17 protein-coding genes are annotated in these 18,595 nt (G+C 47.1%); 8 read left to right on the forward strand and 9 right to left on the reverse strand.

What is annotated here, in order from left to right; translation table 11 throughout:
* Positions 1-4 precede the first annotated feature (4 nt).
* The 5 genes from rplW to FTT89_RS05025 all read right to left on the reverse strand — a co-directional run bounded on the left by rplW (position 5) and on the right by FTT89_RS05025 (position 2,964).
* Positions 5-325: a 50S ribosomal protein L23 gene (gene rplW, locus FTT89_RS05005; RefSeq protein WP_005180285.1), complete on the reverse strand. Its 321-nt coding sequence runs from the start codon at positions 323-325 to the stop codon at positions 5-7.
* Entirely contained in the window at positions 322-924 is a 603-nt protein-coding gene (gene rplD / locus FTT89_RS05010) for a 50S ribosomal protein L4 (protein WP_005180287.1), read from the reverse strand. The genes rplW and rplD overlap by 4 nt, the downstream gene beginning before the upstream one ends.
* A gap of 11 nt (positions 925-935) precedes the next feature.
* Entirely contained in the window at positions 936-1,574 is a 639-nt protein-coding gene (gene rplC, locus FTT89_RS05015; protein ID WP_005180289.1) for a 50S ribosomal protein L3, read from the reverse strand.
* 59 nt (positions 1,575-1,633) lie between these two features.
* Positions 1,634-1,945 (reverse strand): 30S ribosomal protein S10, encoded by a 312-nt coding sequence (gene rpsJ, locus FTT89_RS05020; RefSeq protein ID WP_005180291.1) that lies wholly within the window; start codon positions 1,943-1,945, stop codon positions 1,634-1,636.
* Between the two features lie 266 nt (positions 1,946-2,211).
* A complete protein-coding gene (locus tag FTT89_RS05025) occupies positions 2,212-2,964 on the reverse strand; it encodes a type 1 glutamine amidotransferase (protein ID WP_127799329.1) in 753 nt (250 codons plus the stop codon).
* A 161-nt stretch (positions 2,965-3,125) separates the two neighbouring features.
* Here FTT89_RS05025 and FTT89_RS05030 point away from each other — a divergent pair, with 161 nt between their 5' ends.
* The gene (locus FTT89_RS05030) at positions 3,126-4,313 is read left to right on the forward strand and encodes a PLP-dependent transferase (RefSeq protein ID WP_180006595.1); all 1,188 of its coding nucleotides are present in this window, start codon (positions 3,126-3,128) and stop codon (positions 4,311-4,313) included.
* 56 nt (positions 4,314-4,369) lie between these two features.
* Here FTT89_RS05030 and FTT89_RS14535 read toward each other — a convergent pair whose 3' ends face one another.
* Positions 4,370-6,070 carry a hypothetical protein gene (locus tag FTT89_RS14535; RefSeq protein WP_242898098.1) on the reverse strand — a complete coding sequence of 567 codons (1,701 nt, stop codon included), beginning with the start codon at positions 6,068-6,070 and terminating at the stop codon, positions 4,370-4,372.
* A 250-nt stretch (positions 6,071-6,320) separates the two neighbouring features.
* On the opposite strand from FTT89_RS14535, the gene FTT89_RS05040 reads away from it, so the two are divergent.
* From FTT89_RS05040 to FTT89_RS05065, 6 genes are all read left to right on the forward strand, one after another.
* Positions 6,321-7,904 (forward strand): helicase HerA-like domain-containing protein, encoded by a 1,584-nt coding sequence (locus FTT89_RS05040; protein WP_104483955.1) that lies wholly within the window; start codon positions 6,321-6,323, stop codon positions 7,902-7,904.
* 149 nt (positions 7,905-8,053) lie between these two features.
* The gene (gene hmpA, locus FTT89_RS05045) at positions 8,054-9,265 is read left to right on the forward strand and encodes an NO-inducible flavohemoprotein (protein WP_005180299.1); all 1,212 of its coding nucleotides are present in this window, start codon (positions 8,054-8,056) and stop codon (positions 9,263-9,265) included.
* Between the two features lie 91 nt (positions 9,266-9,356).
* Positions 9,357-9,800, forward strand: a complete 444-nt coding sequence (locus tag FTT89_RS05050) for an Rrf2 family transcriptional regulator (RefSeq protein ID WP_160240938.1) — start codon at positions 9,357-9,359, stop codon at positions 9,798-9,800.
* Positions 9,801-9,896: 96 nt separating this feature from the next.
* Complete coding sequence (gene yihA, locus FTT89_RS05055) at positions 9,897-10,736, forward strand: ribosome biogenesis GTP-binding protein YihA/YsxC (RefSeq protein ID WP_005180304.1); 840 nt, start codon at positions 9,897-9,899, stop codon at positions 10,734-10,736.
* Positions 10,737-10,885: 149 nt separating this feature from the next.
* Complete coding sequence (locus tag FTT89_RS05060) at positions 10,886-11,833, forward strand: metal-dependent hydrolase (protein ID WP_127801050.1); 948 nt, start codon at positions 10,886-10,888, stop codon at positions 11,831-11,833.
* Positions 11,834-11,946: 113 nt separating this feature from the next.
* Positions 11,947-12,372, forward strand: a complete 426-nt coding sequence (locus FTT89_RS05065; RefSeq protein ID WP_127799321.1) for a VOC family protein — start codon at positions 11,947-11,949, stop codon at positions 12,370-12,372.
* Here the strand turns inward: FTT89_RS05065 and FTT89_RS05070 are convergent.
* Both FTT89_RS05070 and FTT89_RS05075 read right to left on the reverse strand, forming a co-directional pair.
* A complete protein-coding gene (locus FTT89_RS05070; protein ID WP_160243677.1) occupies positions 12,363-13,607 on the reverse strand; it encodes a dicarboxylate/amino acid:cation symporter in 1,245 nt (414 codons plus the stop codon). The two genes, FTT89_RS05065 and FTT89_RS05070, sit on opposite strands and share 10 nt — an antisense overlap.
* Positions 13,608-13,970: 363 nt before the next feature.
* Positions 13,971-14,843 carry an acyl-CoA thioesterase II gene (locus tag FTT89_RS05075; protein WP_180172729.1) on the reverse strand — a complete coding sequence of 291 codons (873 nt, stop codon included), beginning with the start codon at positions 14,841-14,843 and terminating at the stop codon, positions 13,971-13,973.
* Between the two features lie 286 nt (positions 14,844-15,129).
* Between FTT89_RS05075 and plsB the strand changes: the two genes are divergently transcribed.
* Positions 15,130-17,694, forward strand: a complete 2,565-nt coding sequence (gene plsB / locus FTT89_RS05080) for a glycerol-3-phosphate 1-O-acyltransferase PlsB (RefSeq protein ID WP_180087779.1) — start codon at positions 15,130-15,132, stop codon at positions 17,692-17,694.
* An 81-nt stretch (positions 17,695-17,775) separates the two neighbouring features.
* On the opposite strand, the gene FTT89_RS05085 is transcribed toward plsB, so the two are convergent.
* Positions 17,776-18,591, reverse strand: coding sequence for an NAD(P)H-binding protein (locus FTT89_RS05085; RefSeq protein WP_104488169.1), 816 nt, complete (start codon positions 18,589-18,591; stop codon positions 17,776-17,778).
* Between the last annotated feature and the right edge of the window lie 4 nt (positions 18,592-18,595).

An 18,595-nucleotide genomic window follows, 5' to 3' on the forward strand; every position in this document is an offset into this window, starting at 1 on the left:
GTCCTTATTCCGCTGCGGTTTCAGCGGTATCGCCCAAGTCAGCCATTTCAACATCTTGGCCAGCTTTCAGGGTGACGTATGCTTTTTTAACATCAGAACGACGTCCGATAGTTTTACCAAAGCGTTTAGTCTTACCTTTAGTGATAGTCGTGTTAACTTTAACAACTTCTACACCAAATAATTGTTCCACTGCTTTTTTGATTTCAAGCTTGTTTGCATTTAATGCAACCTTGAACACTTGAACACCAGCAGTTTCACCTAAAACTTGTGCTTTTTCTGAGAATACAGGTCCTTGTAGGACTTGATATAAACGTTCGTTGTTCATCCGAGTTCTACCTCAATTTTCTTAGCAGCAGCAACAGACATTACAACTTTATCGAACGCGATCAAGCTAACAGGATCGATTGCAGTAGCGTCAACCACATCAACGTGTGGAAGGTTGCGAGCTGCAAGGTATAGATTCTCATCTACAGCTTCAGTAACGATCAATGCGCGAGTTGCATTCAAGTCGTTCAGTTTTGCAAGCAATGCTTTAGTTTTAGGCGCTTCAACAGCAAACTCTTCAACTAATACAAGACGATCTTGGCGAACAAGTTCAGCTAAGATACATTGCATTGCACCGCGGTACATCTTACGGTTCACTTTTTGAGACCAGTCTTGTGGACGAGCAGCAAAAGTTTTACCACCGCCAACCCAGATTGGGCTACGAATAGAACCAGCACGAGCGCGGCCAGTACCTTTTTGACGGAATGGTTTTTTACCACCGCCAGAAACGTCTGCACGTGACTTCTGAGCTTTAGAACCTTGACGACCACCAGCTAAGTAAGCTGTAACAACTTGGTGTACAAGCGCTTCGTTAAATTCACGGCCGAAAGCTACTTCAGACAATTCAACAGCAGAGCCGGAAACAGTTTTTAAATTCACGTTATTTCCCCTCAGGCCTTGATAGTAGGACGAACAGTTACGTCGCCACCAGTAGCACCAGGAACCGCGCCTTTAACAACTAGAACTGAACGCTCTGTGTCGATTGCAACGATTTCAAGACCCTGTGTAGTTACGCGTTCAGCACCTAAATGGCCAGCCATTTTTTTGCCTTTGAATACGCGACCAGGAGTCTGGTTTTGACCTGTAGAACCTAGAACACGGTGAGAAACAGAGTTACCGTGAGTAGCGTCTTGAGTACGGAAGTTCCAACGCTTAACACCACCTTGGAAACCTTTACCTTTAGATGTGCCAGTTACGTCAACGATTTGACCAACTGTGAACAAATCTACAGTAAGCGTACCACCAACTTCACGACCTTCAAGCTCAGCTTCTGTAACGCGGAATTCTTGAACCAGACGACCAGCAGCAACACCCGCTTTCGCAAAGTGACCTTTCTGAGCGTTAGTTACGCGAGATTCGCGACGTTCACCAGTAGTGATTTGAATCGCTTGATAACCATCAGTTTCAAGCGTTTTGATTTGTGTGATGCGGTTAGGATCAACCTCAATCACTGTAACAGGTACAGAAACACCAGCATCTGTAAAGATACGGGTCATACCGCACTTGCGACCGACTAAACCAATAGCCATGTGCATAAACCTCTAAAAAAGCGGCTTAATTAACTTAGAGCGTTAATTAACCGAAAGCCTTAACCCAATGCGATCTGAACATCAACACCAGCTGCAAGATCTAATTTCATCAATGCATCTACAGTTTTGTCTGTAGGTTGAACGATATCGATCAAACGTTTGTAAGTGCGGATCTCATATTGGTCACGCGCATCTTTGTAAACGTGCGGTGATGTAAGAACGTTGAAGCGTTCGATGCGAGTAGGCATCGGGATTGGACCACACACTTGTGCGCCAGTACGCTTAGCGGTTTCTACGATCTCTTGAGCAGATTGATCAATTAAACGGTGATCAAAAGACTTAAGACGGATACGAATTCTCTGGTTAGACATACCAGTTAACTCCAAGCCAAAATATATAAAGAATCACTCTTGACGCATCTCACCCCACTAATAAAGGCAAGTGTCAAGAGCAGTGAAATATCACTAAGGTCGTGATCGATGCCACGACTGTAACGATAGTTAACCACTTTCTTCGCGGTTAACCCCCTTAATATCAAAGGGTCGCCCATTATAACGATTGTTTAATGCATAAGCAAATCCTTTTGTGGCTTTTTACATCATTTTTCAAATATTTCGACAAATCAATTGTTTAATAATTATACAGCCCGCCGCTGCGCTGCAGTTTGCTGTAACACATAATCTATCGCCTGATTTAATATCTGATTTCCTTGAATAAATTTATTTTTATTGGCGCGCTGCAGCTGCTCTACCGATTGCACATAAGGTCCCTGAAACAGGGCCAGCTCTTCTTCATCTTCCAGGAATAATTGCAGGCTTTCTGGCGTGGTTTCCGGGTGAAACTGAAAGCCCAGTACATTTTTGCCAATCTGATACATCTGATTGCGACAGGCATCATTTTCGGCCAGATGCACAGCCCCTTTGGGAATCTCGAAGCTTTCACTGTGCCACTGCATGACATTAAACTGCTCCGGCAACTGAAAATAGTCTGGTGGCACATGACTAACCTTGCGTACCTCGTGCCAGCCCAGCTCCTGTACAGGATTGCGACTGACGGCCGCACCCAGCGCATTGGCGATCAGTTGCCCACCCAGACACAGACCAATGGCCGGTTTTCCCATGGCCAAATAACGCCTGAGCCAGCGTTTTTCCATTTTTAACCAAGGGAAATTGGCTTCATCATTAACGCTCATGGTGCCGCCCATGACAATTAACAAATCGACCTCCTCGATCTGCGGCAGCGCTTCAATATCCAGTGCTGAATCAACCGGCAAGGCAAAAAATTCTGTGGCACTGATCTCTGCATTTAACCGTTTTAAATGCGTATAACAACTTCCAAATCCTTCACCAGCAATATGCTGAAAATAATGTACTTTTAAATGCGACGCCATGCGCTGAAACCTGTTGTTGTAGCTCTGCTTTTAGGTTTTGCAAAAATGAAGCCAACTTTAGCGCTGCATGTTCAAAGTCAAATAAATACAGCCAGATATGGCACAACTGATCCTTTTCTCTTAAGCTAAATTCAATTAATTGTCCTGATTTGAGCGAAGTCGTGAAAAAAAATCCGCAAACCGAACTGATTCATGCACCACGAAAAGCCCCTCAACTGATTTCTACGGTTCAACCTCCCCTCTATCGTGCATCGACGATTATTTTTAACAACACCGATGCACTGTTTAATCGCCACTGGACCGATGCCTATGACTATAGTTATGGCACGCATGGCACGCCGACGACCTTTACGTTAGGTGATCACATCGCGCAGATCGAAGGCGGTCTGTATCACCTGCTGGCGCCGAGCGGCCTCTCTGCGATTAATCTGGTCAATTCCTGCTTGTTAAGCCAGGGTGATGAGGTCTGGGTTCCGGACAATATTTATGGTCCGAATATGGAGCATCTGCGTAATCTGCAGCAGCGTTATGGCATTGCCGTCAAAGTCTATAACCCGGTGGAGGTAGAAAGCTTTAACCCAAGTGATAAAGCCAAACTGTTATGGCTCGAAGCGGCTGGTTCGGTGACACTGGAGTTTCCGGACTTAATTGGTCTGGTAAAAAAAGCCCAAGCCCATAATATTTTGACTGCGCTGGACAATACCTGGGGCGCAGGACTGGCCTTTAATGCCTTTGATTTTGGCGAGGACCACTTAAGCGTAGATCTGACCGTGCATGCGCTAACCAAATATCCAAGCGGGGGTGGCGATATTTTAATGGGCTCGGTGGTGACGCGTGACCAGAAGCTCCATCATCAATTATTCCGGATGCATGCCATTCAGGGGATTTGTGTCAGCGGAGATGATACGGCGCAAATCCAGCGCAGTCTGGCCTCCATGCAGCTGCGTTACCAGCAACAGTCACAATCAGCACTGACCTTGCTGAACTGGCTAAAACAGCAAAAAGAGCTGGTTCAGGTCCTGCATCCGGCTGATCCGGACAGTGCCGGTCATGCATACTGGAAAGACATCTGCAAGGAGGGTCACAGCGCCGGACTGGTTAGTGTGATTTTTGATGCGCAATACAATTTAAACGATATTCGGGCATTCTGTGATGCATTAACCCTGTTCAAGCTGGGCTTTAGCTGGGGGGGACCGGTCAGCCTGGTCATGTTATATAACTTAAAAGAAATGCGTGTGCTGGAACATTTACATTTGAAAGATGGCCTGTTGGTGCGGTTCTGTATTGGCCTAGAACATCCGGAAGATCTGATTCAGGATATTAAACAGGCTTTAAAAGTCTTAGCTTAAATATAGACATAAAAAAATTGGGCAAATTGCCCAATTTTTTACATTATCGTTTCGCTTTACTTAAAGTAATCATAGCTTACAGAAACAGTCTCTCCTGCTTTTGGTAAAGCTGTTCCATAAAATACTAAGCTTACTCCAGAATTACTATAAACTAGATCAAAGCCTTGTCGATGTGTTGTATCACGCCCAACATTCTGACCATTTACTGTCACCTTAACAGTTGAAGGTACTGGTACCTGTTTTAAACTAAACTGACTTGCAAGACCAGTTGCTACACGGATAATGTCATCAAATACCACATTCCAGCTTGTAGCATCAGCACAAATTGAAGCAGAAGCCCCACCAGTCAAACGTGCAATCTCCTTAAAGTGCCCTCCTCCTTCAGCAGATCCACCTTGACCATTACATTCAAATCCTAATGTACTCCAAGAAGTTGTAGGATCTGCAAAAGTTGGACGGATATGATCAGATGTACCCACAATCGAAAAGTAGGTAGTGTTTGTAGACAAGAAATAATTTTTATAATCATTAAAATCTCGTCGTGTATAGTTACTATATACAGGACTGTACTGCCAATATGTTTCATTTTCAGGCTCATCTGAAACAAACACTACTAAATTTTTCACATTTGGACGATCAAAACCAGTCAAATCTGCTTCACGAACGCAGTAAAAACCTGTTTCAGTAGCTGAATCATAAGTTCCAGGTTGAGCCAAGGTAGCCCACTCTTGCTCTGCATCTGGTGTATTTCTATCAATAAAATTAGTCGTTTTATCTTTTAAAGTTCTAAGCGACTTACATGCATACGCATCCTGCGTATTCACTGCTAAACGATAATCTACACCTGCTTGATTCAATGATTTAAAGAACTGTGCAGCACCATTAGCCAAGTTACGCTGTTCTTCAGACATTGAACCTGAAGAATCAATATTCCATAAAATGTCAACCGCATTTGCAGATTGTGTTGTTTGAGTAAAAGTTTCTTTTGCTGTAGCCACTTCAATAACCGCATTGCTACTTAAAGCACTAGCAATATTCAAATCACCATATACTTGGTTAACTTGATCACTATTACTCGCTACGTAAGTATTTCCCCAAATATAACCTAATTGGTTTGCAAGCCAAAAAGATAGATTGAGACGTAATTTTTTATCACTTGCTTGTACGGCTACAGGAGTAGTAACAGATGAATTTGAATTTAATACAGATAACAACAGGTCACGAACTTTAGTCAGTTCATTGGCATTAGAAAAATCAATATCCAAGATTACATTAACCACTTCACCTTGAGCATTCGTAGATACACGATTAGTTAAAATATTGACTTTTGCATTTTGCTGGATAAGAGCATCAGTAAATGCAGCTAAATAGAATTTACTAAATTCATCTAAATTTTGATTTAATACAACGGATCTCACTTTCGCTTGATTCTGTGCCGATGAAGCAGTTAAATCAACCTGTGAAGCAAATCCAGCTGCTTTTGTCACATTATCATCTAACAATAAAACAGTCCGACCTGATGTTAATGCTGTCTCTGTAAAATATTTAGGATTCACTGCACCAAAAACTGCAATATTTGCCTTTTCACTTACTACAGTTGCAACATCTTGAATAGTAGTAAGCGTTTCGTCTGGCTGTTCTGGTGGAACTGGATCAGTAGGCTTTGTAGATATTGAGCTATCTGAATCACCACCACATGCCGTTAAAAATACAGATGTTCCCACTAACATTGCTAATAATTGTTTGTTAAGTTTCATTTATACCCTCTAACCGTTTTCAAACTATTTAATAAAAGCTATTAAATTAAAATTTTATTTTTCATAATGTTATTAAAAATAAAATGAATGGTGAATATTATAAAAAAATGTATACAATTTCAACAATAAAGTCAAAATACCTTAACATGTAACACAATAAACCAAAAAAGAGACTTAAATCACAAATCCGTGCATAAGGGAAATTTAAGTATTCCAAAAGACAAAAATTTATATAGAGGTTTTCAAGTCAATGAATACACCAATCGTTATTGCTAAAAAAACCGCCGATACCACACAGGATATCGTGCTGCATTCTCAGCTTGCCAACCGTCATGGCCTGATTGCTGGGGCAACAGGTACCGGCAAGACCGTAACATTAAAGGTACTGGCAGAAAGTTTTTCCCGCATTGGTGTCCCAGTCTTTCTGGCCGATGCCAAAGGCGATGTTTCCAGTCTGGCGCAGGCTGGTTCCAGCAATCCCAAATTTGATGAACGGATTAAAAGCCTGGGTATTGACAGTATTCCCTTTGCTGCCTCGCCGGTGGTGTTCTGGGATTTATTTGGTGAACAGGGCCATCCAATTCGCACCACCATCTCCGAAATCGGACCGCTACTGCTAGCCCGGATGCTGAATTTAAATGACACCCAGGAAGGTGTACTGTCGGCAGTGTTTCGGATTGCCGATGATCAGGGCCTCCTGCTGATTGACTTTAAAGACCTGAAAGCCATGCTCAGCTATGTCAGCGAACATGCGGCAGAGTTAAAGGCCGACTATGGCAATTTATCTCCAGCCAGTCTGGGCGCGATTCAGCGCAATTTACTGGCACTGGCCGATCAGGGCGGTGATCTGTTTTTTGGCGAGCCCAGCCTGAATATTCTGGATTTCATGCAGACCGATGCCCAGGGACACGGCAACATCAACCTGCTGGCTGCAGACAAGTTGATGCACACCCCGAAACTGTATGCGACCTTTTTATTGTGGATGCTATCAGAGCTGTTTGAACAGTTGCCCGAAGTTGGTGATATGGACAAACCCAAGCTGGTGTTCTTCTTTGATGAAGCGCATTTACTGTTTGACAATGCCAGCCCGGCCCTGCAGGAGAAAATTGAGCAGGTAGTCCGCCTGATTCGCTCCAAAGGCGTCGGAATTTATTTTGTCACCCAGAATCCGCTGGATTTGCCTGAAAGTGTACTGGGACAGCTCGGCAACCGGGTGCAACACGCCTTGCGCGCCTTTACCCCGAAAGATCAGAAAGCGGTCAAAACCGCTGCCGAGACCTTCCGTGCCAATCCGGAGTTTCAGGTAGAACAGGCCATTACCGAACTGGCCGTCGGTGAAGCCCTAATTAGCTGTCTGGATGAACAAGGCACGCCGCAGATTGTAGAGCGCGGCTGGGTGATGCCGCCCTACTCCTCGTTTAGCCCGATTAGCCCTGAACAGCGCAAGGCACTGATGAGCCAGAGTATTGTCGCCGATGTATATGAGCAGAGTCTGGACCGGGACAGTGCCTATGAAATGCTGCAACAGAAAGTAGCGGAACGCCAGCAACAGGCTGAACAGGCCGCGCTAGAACAGCAACGCGCCAAAGAACAGGAAGCTTTAGCCAAGCAGCAAGCCAAAGAACAGGCTGCTTTGGCCAAACAGCAGGCGCGGGAACAGGAACGTCTGGCCCGCGAACAGCAAAAAGAAGCTGAACGCACTGCACGACAGCGTGAAAAGCTGACTCAGGATATTGTCGGCACCTTTGCCAAGAGTGCAGCCCGAACCTTAGGCGGCAGCACCGGACAGAAAATTGTCCGCGGATTATTAGGCTCCCTGTTTGGCCGAAAATAATCAAAAAACCGATAGGAACCGCTTTCATTATGGGATATTTTTATATCCCATAATTTTTTTATGGTTTTTTAAAAACAGTGCTTGCACTGGCGTTTTTTAAAATGTATTTTAAATACATCTTATAAATAACCAGCCATGAGAGATCAGCCATGACTCCACAGCAAATTGACCTTGTAAAAGCAACTGTTCCTGTTCTACGTGAAAATGGTGTGGCCCTGACCAGCTATTTCTATAACCGCATGTTGGGGAATAATCCGGACCTTAAAGAAACCTTTAACCTGGGTCATCAACGCAGTGGTGCGCAGGCGCAGGCACTGGCAGGTGCGGTACTGGCCTATGCAGAAAATATTGAAGATCCATCAGTACTGGCGCCAGTAATTGAACTGGTCGCACACAAGCATGTCAGTCTGAATATTCAAGCTCCGGACTATAATATTGTCGGTGAAAACCTGCTGCACTCCATCAGCGAAGTGCTGAATATTTCCATGGATGATCCACTGATTGATGCCTGGGCCGCCGCGTATGGCCAGCTTGCAGAAGTGTTTATTAATACCGAACGTGCCATTTACGAGCAGCATCAGCAAACTCAAGGCAGCTGGTTAGGCTGGCGTAATTTCAAAATCGCCAAGAAAGTGGTAGAAAGCGACGAAATTACCTCGTTCTACTTTGAACCGGTCGATGGTGGTGCCTTACCAAAATATGAAGCCGGCCAATACATTTCAGTACGTGTTTTTGTCCCTGAACTGGACCTGAAACAACCACGTCAATACACGCTGTCAACCAGCCCGCAGCAAGACTACTTACGTATTTCAGTGAAACGCGAACCGGGTAATGGCGCCGACAAGATTGCAGGCTGGGTATCTAATGCGCTGCATCAGCTGCCAGAAGGTGCAGAACTTGAAATTTCAGCGCCAACCGGAAACTTCTACCTGATCGACAGCAACAAACGTAATGTGTTCATCAGTGGTGGTGTTGGCTTAACCCCAATGATTGCGATGCTGAACCAGCTGGTCACTTTAGATGTGCCACAACCGGTGACCTTCATTCATGCCTGCCGCAGCAAACAGGTACATGCCATGAAACAGCATATTCAGGACATCAAGGCGAAGTATCCACGTATTCATACCTTTACAGCCTATGAATTCCCGAATACCGAAGATGTGTTAGGTCAGGATTATGATGTGGCCGGTCGTCTGGACCTGAGCACCATGGATGCTGCCTTATTACCGGAAAATGCTGATTACTACCTGTGTGGCCCAATGCCATTCATGGCCGAGCAGCAAAAAGCCTTACTGGCACGTGGTATTAAAGCCGAACAGATTCACAGTGAAGCGTTTGGTACGGGTGGTGTACGTCACTAAAACCCCACACGTGTAAAACATAGGAGGGCTAGTCTGCTTATGGTAGACTAGCCTTCTTGTATTTCAACTTTGAAAAAATATTTGTGCGATCATGCAATTAAATAAATTCACCGACTATGCATTACGTATTCTGCTGTATATCTCCCCACCGCGAGATCTGCCGTATACGATTGCGGAAATTGCGCAGGATTTGCATGTTTCCCAAAACCATCTGGTTAAAATTGTGCATTTCATGGGCAAACAGGAATGGCTGATTACCACCCGCGGTAAAGGGGGCGGCCTGCGTTTAAATCCGGATGCACGGGCACTGAAGCTGGGCCAGATCGTGCGTATTTTGCAACGTGAAACCCAGATTGTGGAATGTAATACCCCGCCGTGCGTGCTGCGCAGCCGCTGTGGTTTAAAGGGCATTTTAGATCAGGCACTGGAACAGTTTTATCAGAGTCTGGACCAGTACACCCTGTCCGACGTGTTAGATACTCCTGCACCGGCACAGTGGAGCACACAATCGCCAATTCAGCTGATCAATCTCTGAGTCAGATAACTTTTGCACACGGCTACAGCAAAGTTCGCGTGTCTGCGCGAGTTGATCTATAATACCGCTTTGTAAAAGCAGTGATGAAGTTAAGTTATGCACCATAGCAGAGGAAAATCGAAAAACACTAAGGCCGCTAATGCGCCGAAGCAAAAGATTAGCTATGAGAAAAAGGCTGATCCTGCGATTACCGAATATGCCGTTCGTGCCCTGAACTGGCTACGTAAAGCCGAATTCCTGATGAGTGCGCCAAAGCTGAATCTCTGTGTAGAAGATAGCGGCTATGAGGTGGCCTTTGCCGGACGTTCCAATGCTGGCAAATCCAGTGCGATTAATGCCCTAACCAACCAGAAACAGCTGGCACGTGCCTCGAAAAAACCGGGCCGTACCCAGATGATCAACTTCTTTAGTCTGGGCAATCCGGAGCAGCGTCTGGTCGATTTACCGGGTTATGGCTATGCCGCGGTACCGGAATCGATGAAAATTGTCTGGCAAAAAGAGCTGGAAAATTACCTGATTCATCGCAAGAGCTTACAGGGTCTGGTGTTACTGATGGATATTCGCCATCCACTACAGCATTTTGATGTGATGATGCTGGAATGGGCTTATTCCCGTCATCTGTTTGTGCATGTTTTGCTGACCAAATCCGACAAGCTGAATCGTGGCCCGGCCAATAAAGTCCTGCTGGAAGTAAAACAGCAGCTGAAAAAGATGAAGCTGGATTTCTCGATTCAACTGTTCTCCTCACTCAATCGTCAGGGTCTGGAAGAACTGGCCAGTGTAATGGCCGGTCGTCTGAACTTTACCCTGGAACAATCGCAGCAGTTTGATCTGGCCAGCATTCCGGAAGCCACGGCAGATGAACTGGAAGCAGAAGAGCTGCCGGATACAGAAGCTGTTGAACAGCTGACTGAAACGGCCGCCAAAGAGCCATAAGCTTTGCAACAACTCAAAACTGTCTGACAATAATTTACATCTATTGATATTGGAATGTCCCCTATTGCTAGTTTCAATGGGGGATATTTTTTTCATACTCATGCTGAGCATAATTTGAACCGCATCACATTTTAGAGGTGCAATACAGCATGAAAAAACTCCTCGCACGTTTTCGCCGTGCTGCCCGTGGCTCATCCATTGGCTACTTTATTCAACCGCGTAAAGTCCGCTTTGAATGGCAGGACACCCCCATCGACTGGATTCCGCAGCAGCCTTTTGCCAGTTATTTTATTAACGAAATTAACATGATTCTGCCGGCCGGCGAGTTCTGGTTTTGCCGGCTGTACAACAAGGTTTTGCCGCAGATTCAGGATGAAAAACTAAAACAGGATGTGCAGGCCTTTATCCGCCAGGAAGCCATGCACGCCCAGGCGCATAACTCGGCCAACAAGGATTATTTAAGCGAACGCCAGATTGATATTCAGCGCAATATCAGCCTGATGAACGGACTGTTTAACCAGTTACTGGCCGATCGGCCTTTAGGTCTGCAATTGCCGCAATGGAGCGAACGGCACTGGGATCTGTTCCGTTTAGGCATTGTTGCCACGGTAGAACACATGACCTGCGTGCTGGGTAAATATGCGCTGTATAACCGCGAATGGCAGCGTCAGGGTGCCGACCCGGCCATGCTGGATCTGGTCAAATGGCACGGCGCAGAAGAAATCGAGCATCGCACCGTGGCCTTTGACCTGTATCGGCATTTGGGTGGCAGTTATCTGGCCCGTTATTATCTGAGCCTGCTGGTGATTGCTGGAGTAATTGGTCTCTGGGTCGATGGTGCGGCGCATATTATGCGTCAGGACCCGCGTTATGCATCAATCCGGCCGGCCCTGTATAAACCGTGGATCTGGCGGGAATGGTACCGCACTGCACAGGCCAATAACGGCTTATTGCCCTCACCATTCTGGCTGGTATCACAGCAGCTGGGTTATTTAATGCCGTGGTATGACCCGCTGCATGAAGCCAAAACCGAAGATGCGCTGGCCTATCTGCAAGCCTCCCCGGCGGCACAGCGCGCCCAGCTTAAAGTCGCGTAAAGCATCCACCTGGTGCAGAATTGCAGAGATACAATTGCCCGACACAGGCAGCACTGTGTCGAGCCAGATTTCCGCTAAGATAAAAATCAGACTTGAATGAAAAGGCAGGAACAATGCGCGCATCTTTGAGTGTGATCACGCTGGCTGTGCAGGATTTAGACGCAGCTTTGCGCTTTTATCAGCAAGGTTTGGGCTGGCAGAGTGAAGGTATCGTCGGGCAGGAATTTGAACAGGGCGCAGTGGCGTTTATTACGCTGGATTCAGGCCTGACACTGGCACTGTGGCCGCAGGCTGCCTTGGCGCAAGATTCAGGCCTGCCCCTGAGCCGTTTTTGCCCGACCCAAATCAGTCTGGGGCATAATGTGCATAGTCCGCTGGACGTAGATCAGGTGATGCAGCAGGCCGAGCGTGCCGGTGCCACCATTGTCAAACCGGCACAAGCCACCTTTTATGGCGGTTATGCCGGTTATTTTCAGGACCCCGATGGCCATCTTTGGGAAGTGGTCTGGAATCCGTGCTGGGAAGATACTCAGGATTGAGTTGCGATCTTATCGTCGCGGGTATAACGGTCAACCACCACACTAATCATCATATCACCCTGGACATTGACTACGGTACGTACGGTATCCAGCAAACGGTCAATCGGCAGTAAAATGGCAATTGCTTCTGCCGGCAGACCGACCGATTGCAGCACCATAATCATGGTGACCATGCCGGCACTTGGAATTCCCGGCGCGCCCAAGGAGGCAATCATGGCGGTGGCACAGACCACCAACTGCTGGCCCAAGGTCAAATCCAGTCCCATTAAATTGGCAATAAACAGTGCCGCAGCGGCTTCATATAAGGCCGTGCCATCCATATTCAGCTGTGTACCGAGCGGAATTACAAAGCCAGCTGTTTGCGGACGCACCTTCAGATTTTCCTGGGCGCATTTCATCGAAAGTGGCATGGTGGCCGAACTGGAACTGGTGGCAAATGCAGTAATTAAAGCAGCGCGGGTTCCTTTAAAGAAGGTCACCGGATTCATTTTTCCAAATAGCCATAGCAGTAGCGGCAGTACCACCAGACCATGAAAAATCGTGGTGCCGGTTACCACTACGGCAAACTCAGCCAGACGGCTGAGCACGGTCACATCTTCGGTGGCAATCAGCTTGGCCAATAGCGCAAAAATCCCCAGCGGTGCCAGTTTCATCACCCAGCCGATCATCAGCATCATAATGTCAAAAAACTGATGACTAAGCCGGCGCACAGTCCGGAACTGCTCACCGCCTTTGACCAGCGCCACCCCGACAAATAAGGCAAACACCACCACCGCCAGCACATTGCCCTCGGCAAAGGCCTTAAACGGATTAATCAGGGTGTTTTGAATAAAATTGGTGAAGAAAGACGACGGCGTTAAGGTATCTGGCGTCTGATGCTGGCTCATCGCGTCCTGGAATAAACGCACATCTACACCTTTGCCGACTTCAAACAGATGCGCACAGGCCAGACCTAAAATGAGTGCCAATGTGGTGGTGGTCACACAGCACAGCAAGGTAATTTTCCAGACCCGGCTCAGCTGGCCAGAAGCCTGCAGGTTGGATACCCCGACTACAATCGAACTGAAAATCAGGGGAATCAGCAGCATTTTCAGCAGGCCGATAAAAATACTGCTGGCAATACTCAGGCCATATAAGCTGCCGTCATAAAATGCGCTGCCCGGCAACAGGTTCAACAAAAACCCGAATAGAACCCCTAAAATTGCGGCCACCAGAATTTGTGTATTTAAGCTCATGGGTGCATATATTGTGATGTCATCTTGCTTGGCACTATGCCATGCGAGCTGCGCTGAATCGAGCATTATTTTGTCAAAAGCAAATCCAGCTCAGGAAAAAAGCCCGGTGCCAGAAAAACTGGCATAAGATGTGCTTTATCAGTGCATTACCTTGTTTTTAAGACTAAAAGAGTAACCTCATGAAAAAACTCGCCCTTATTCTTGCACTAATTTGTAGCACCTCTCAGGTTTTTGCCCATTCTTCGGGCAACAGCAAGGCACAAGGCTGCCATAAACATGCACCAAGCGATTTGCCGCATTGCCATTGAAGGTAGGATAAAAAAAGCCGAATCGACTGATTCGGCTTTTTTTATTGATATTGGTTTACTGAGTTTCAATTTCGCGTAGGCGAATTAAACCTTCCTGGGTGGTGCTACAGACCAGCTCACCGTTTTGCCACATACGGCCAAAGCTCAGGCCACGCGAACTGTTGCTGATGGTGGCTTCCATATCATATAGCATCCAGTCATCGACCCGGAATGGCTTATGAAAATACATGGCATGGTCGATACTGGCACATTGCAGACTTGGCGACAGATAACTCAGGCCATGCGGACGCAGCGCGGTGGTCATCAGGGTAAAGTCTGAATAAAAGGCAGCAATGGCCTGATGCAAGGCAATTTCATCCTGCTCCGCTGCAATCGGGCTATGTGTACGGATATAGTGCGCATAAGACGGCGCTTCCGGCTGCGGCTGAAACGGATTGCTTGGATTCACCGGGCGGATTTCCACATGACGGTCACGGGTAAAGCTGGCGCGAACGTTTTCTGGAATAAACTCGACAATGCTCTGTACCAGTTCTGCTTCATTTTTTAACTGTTCCGGTGCCGGATATTCAGGCTCGGAAATCTGGTAATTCAGCCCTTCTTCTGGCGCAGCAAAAGACACCATACACATAAAGATGGTCCGGCCATGCTGGATGGCTCGCACCTGACGACTAACAAAGCTCTTGCCTTCACGAATCCGGTCCACTTCATAAATAATCGGTGCGTTGACATCGCCGCCAAACAGGAAGTAGGCATGTAAGGAATGCGCCGGACGGTCGGTGGTATACGAGGCTGCACGCAGTGCCTGGCCCAGTACCTGTCCACCGAACACGCGCTTACCGACCAGATTGCGGCTGATGCCTCGGTAGATATTTTCTTCAAGTTTTTCCAGGCTAAGCAGTTCAACCAGTTCCTGAGTCAGTGCATTCATGCGGGGAAACCTATGTCGGGATATTTAAAAATCAAAACAAGCAAAATAGAAACAGCTCAATCTTGCCTATTTTGCCATATTTGTCGACTAAAACACTAAAGTTTAACTGACTGCCCTGTCACGGCTCCCGTATAATGCGCCGCACTAAAAATACGATTTTTAACGATAAAATTGAGCACTAAAGATAGAATTTGTCAGAAAATGTCAGGCTATTTTTCGCTACAATTAGATTCATTATTTTTCCCTCAGATAATCTGCGGTACTGGTCATTGATTTAGGAGTTGGTATGTCCAAGAGTGGTTTTGGTCAAATTTATCGTCAGCTTTCAAGCAAACTGCTTGATCTGGTGGTAACCCCGCATGTACTGGGCGAGGTTCCTGCCGAAGCAGCAGCGACAGACCATTCAGAACAGCCGACCCAGAAAATTGTCTGCTATGTGCTACAGAACCATTCCCGCAGCAATGCCCTGGTCCTTGATGGTGAAACACGCCGCTTAAAGCTGCCGCCAGCATTAGACCCGATGCAGATTGGCCAGCACAAGGAAAAAGCTTCGATTCTGTTTTTACAGCACTATGATGAAAACAATCTGCTGAATCCGCCGCCGCACGCCTTTCCGCCGCGTTTACTACGCCTGATTGAACTGCTGGAACAGCACCCGGAACTGGATATTGAGCTGATTCCGGTCACGGTCCTCTGGGGCCGCGCACCAGATAAAGAAGATTCCTGGCTCAAACTGCTCCTGACCGATACCTGGGCCACGCCGGGCACCGTCAAGCAGCTGGTCAATATTGGCCTGCATGGTCGCCAATCCTATCTGGAATTTCATGAGGCACAGTCTTTAAGAGCGATGGTGCAGACCGCCAAGATGCAGGCACCAAACCTGTCGCCGGCGACCTGTATTATTAATACCTTAAATAATTATTTAGACAGCCAGCGCGAAGTGGTATTAGGTCCCGATTTATCGGACCGCCGTAACGTCATGCATAGCCTGATTAAAGCGCCGGATGTACAAGAAGCCATTCGCCGCGAAAGCATCCGCAGTAAAATCAGCATGATTGAAGCCGAGCGCCGTGCCATTGGCTATTTAAATGAAATCGTGTCGGACTATTCCTATGCCGCCATCCGCTTTGCTGAAACGGCGCTAACCCGTTTATGGACCCAGCTCTATGATGGCGTCGAGGTGCATAATTTCAGCACCGTGCGTGAACTGGCCAAAGACTACGAAATTATTTATACCCCGTGCCATCGCAGTCATATCGACTATTTATTGCTGTCTTATGTGATTTATAAACGCGGCATGATGGTGCCGTATATTGCGGCTGGCGATAACCTGAACATGCCCTTTGTCGGTCAGTTATTACGCGGTGGCGGGGCCTTCTTTATTCGCCGGACTTTCCGTGGCAATGGCCTGTACACCACCGTATTTAAGGAATATCTGTACAGCATTCTGTCGCGTAACACGCCGCTGGAATACTTTATTGAAGGTGGCCGTTCGCGTACCGGCCGCTTGTTGCCGCCAAAAACCGGCATGCTGGCCATGACCGTACATGGACATTTACGTGGCCGCGCCAAACCGATTGCTTTTGTACCGACCTATATTGGCTATGAACGCCTGATGGAAGGTTCGACCTATGTCGGTGAAATGCAGGGTAAACCGAAAGAAGCCGAATCCATTGTCGGTATTCTGAAAACCTTGAGAAAAATCGAGCGTATTTTTGGCAAAGTGCATGTGAATTTTGGCGAGCCAGTCTTTTTAGATGACATGCTAAAACAGCATGACGCCGAACAGATCAGTATCGAAAAAAATGACGATCCGATTCCGCAAGAAGTCTCCGATGCGGTAAACAGCTCGGCCTATGCGATTCTGGAAAACATTAACCGCGCTGTGGTGATTAATCCAGTATCACTGTTATCACTGATTTTACTGGCCACGCCAAAACATACCTTAGATGAAGCGATCTGTATCAAGCAGCTGGATACCTATCGTGACCTGCTTACTGCCCTGCCTTACGATGAGCGCACCCACATCACCCCGCTTTCAGGCAAGGAAATTATTGCCTACGGTCTGAAGCTGAAACTAATCAAACGTGTACAACACGTTCTGGGCGATATTATTGCCATTGAAGACAATCAGGCGGTGTTGCTAACCTATTTCCGTAACAATATTCTGCATGCCTTTGTCCTGCCATCTCTGGTGGCGGCACTGGTGGAGCACAATGGTTCAATCAAGCGTGGCGATTTAATTAATGTAATTCGTACGCTGTATCCGTTCCTGAAAGCCGAGCTGTTCCTGAAATGGAATGAAGCAGAACTGAAACAGCAGATCTGTGCCTATGCCGATGGGCTGATTCAGGCCAAACTAATTAGTGAAGATGCTGAAGGGAATCTGCTTTCTCCGGCGCCAAACAGTGAAGACCATAACCAGCTGGTGGTGCTGGCTGCGCCGGTGATGCAAAGTCTGGAACGCTACTACATGACCCTGGCTCTGATTACCCAGCGCGGTTCAGGCAATATTTCCGCCCGTCAGGTTGAAGAATTGAGTCATCTGGTTGGTCAGCGTTTATCGGTGCTGTATGAGTTCAACTCACCGGAATTCTTCGATAAGGCCCTGTTCCAGAGCTTTATTAAAGTGCTGACCCAGCAAGGCTATATCAGCACCAACAGCGACAATGCCATTGTCTTTGATGAGAACTTTAGCAATGTGGCGCAGTATGCCAATCTGGTGCTGGATGATGTAACCCTGCAAATGCTGCAACACATCACCACCTTTAGCGATGAAGAACTGAAAGATGCACTAGATGCACTAGCCGCACAGCAAGCCAAACGTCGCTTAAAACGTAAAAAGAAATAAAAAAACCGTCCATAACCCGTATCTTTGCCTTCGTGCAAAGGTGCGGGAAATATCAGCCATCCTCAATAAAATGAAAAATTCTTAGTTCACATCCGCTTGCTGTAACAGGGCCAGATAATCCTGAAAACAGTCATCATGCTGTAACTTAAAACCACTGTCCTGCATCCGTTTCGGTCGAATCCGCTTGCCGGTTTCGTGCGGACTGGTCAGGGTTAATAACGGCCGATGTAGCTGCTGCTGAAACCATTGCACCACTTCATGCAGCAGTTGCGGCTGACCATTACTGACAATATAACTCTCCTGCAGATGTTCCACGTGAATCATCTGTGCCAGAAAACGCGCCAGATCATCAATATGAATCCGGTTAGACCAGTGCCGGTTTGGATATTCAGTGAGCGTGTGCGCCAGCTTGACCATCCTTGCGATTGAGCTGCCATAAATACCGCTGGGCCGGATAATGGTGCAACGCTCCGGATAAGCGCTTAAATAGGCCTGCTCCATCTTGAGCAGAATGTCTGCCTGTGCATCTGGCGGCTGAAGCAGTGTGGTATCCTCAATCCATTCCCCGGCATTTTGTCCATACACCCGGGTCGATGACACCACCACCATACGACGCACCGGATGCGCTGCCAGCGCCGTTACAATTGGTTGCACCGAATCCAGATAGGTCTGCTGATAGGCCTCCGGCGTACTCTGACCCGGACTGAGCAGCACATAGACCCAGTCAATGGGCGCCAGCTGGCTTAAATCCAGCTGCTGCACATCCTGAATCAGATGCGTTGCATGCACATCACTTTTCCGGCTGCGGCTAATTGTGGTAATTTGGTGGCCGGCTTGAAATAGTTGTTTAGCCACACGTGCAGATGTTTTACCATAACCGATAAATAAAATATGCATAACC

The sequence above is a fragment of the Acinetobacter sp. YH01025 genome (assembly GCF_013420185.1).
GTDB classification, from domain to species: Bacteria; Pseudomonadota; Gammaproteobacteria; order Pseudomonadales; family Moraxellaceae; genus Acinetobacter; species Acinetobacter indicus.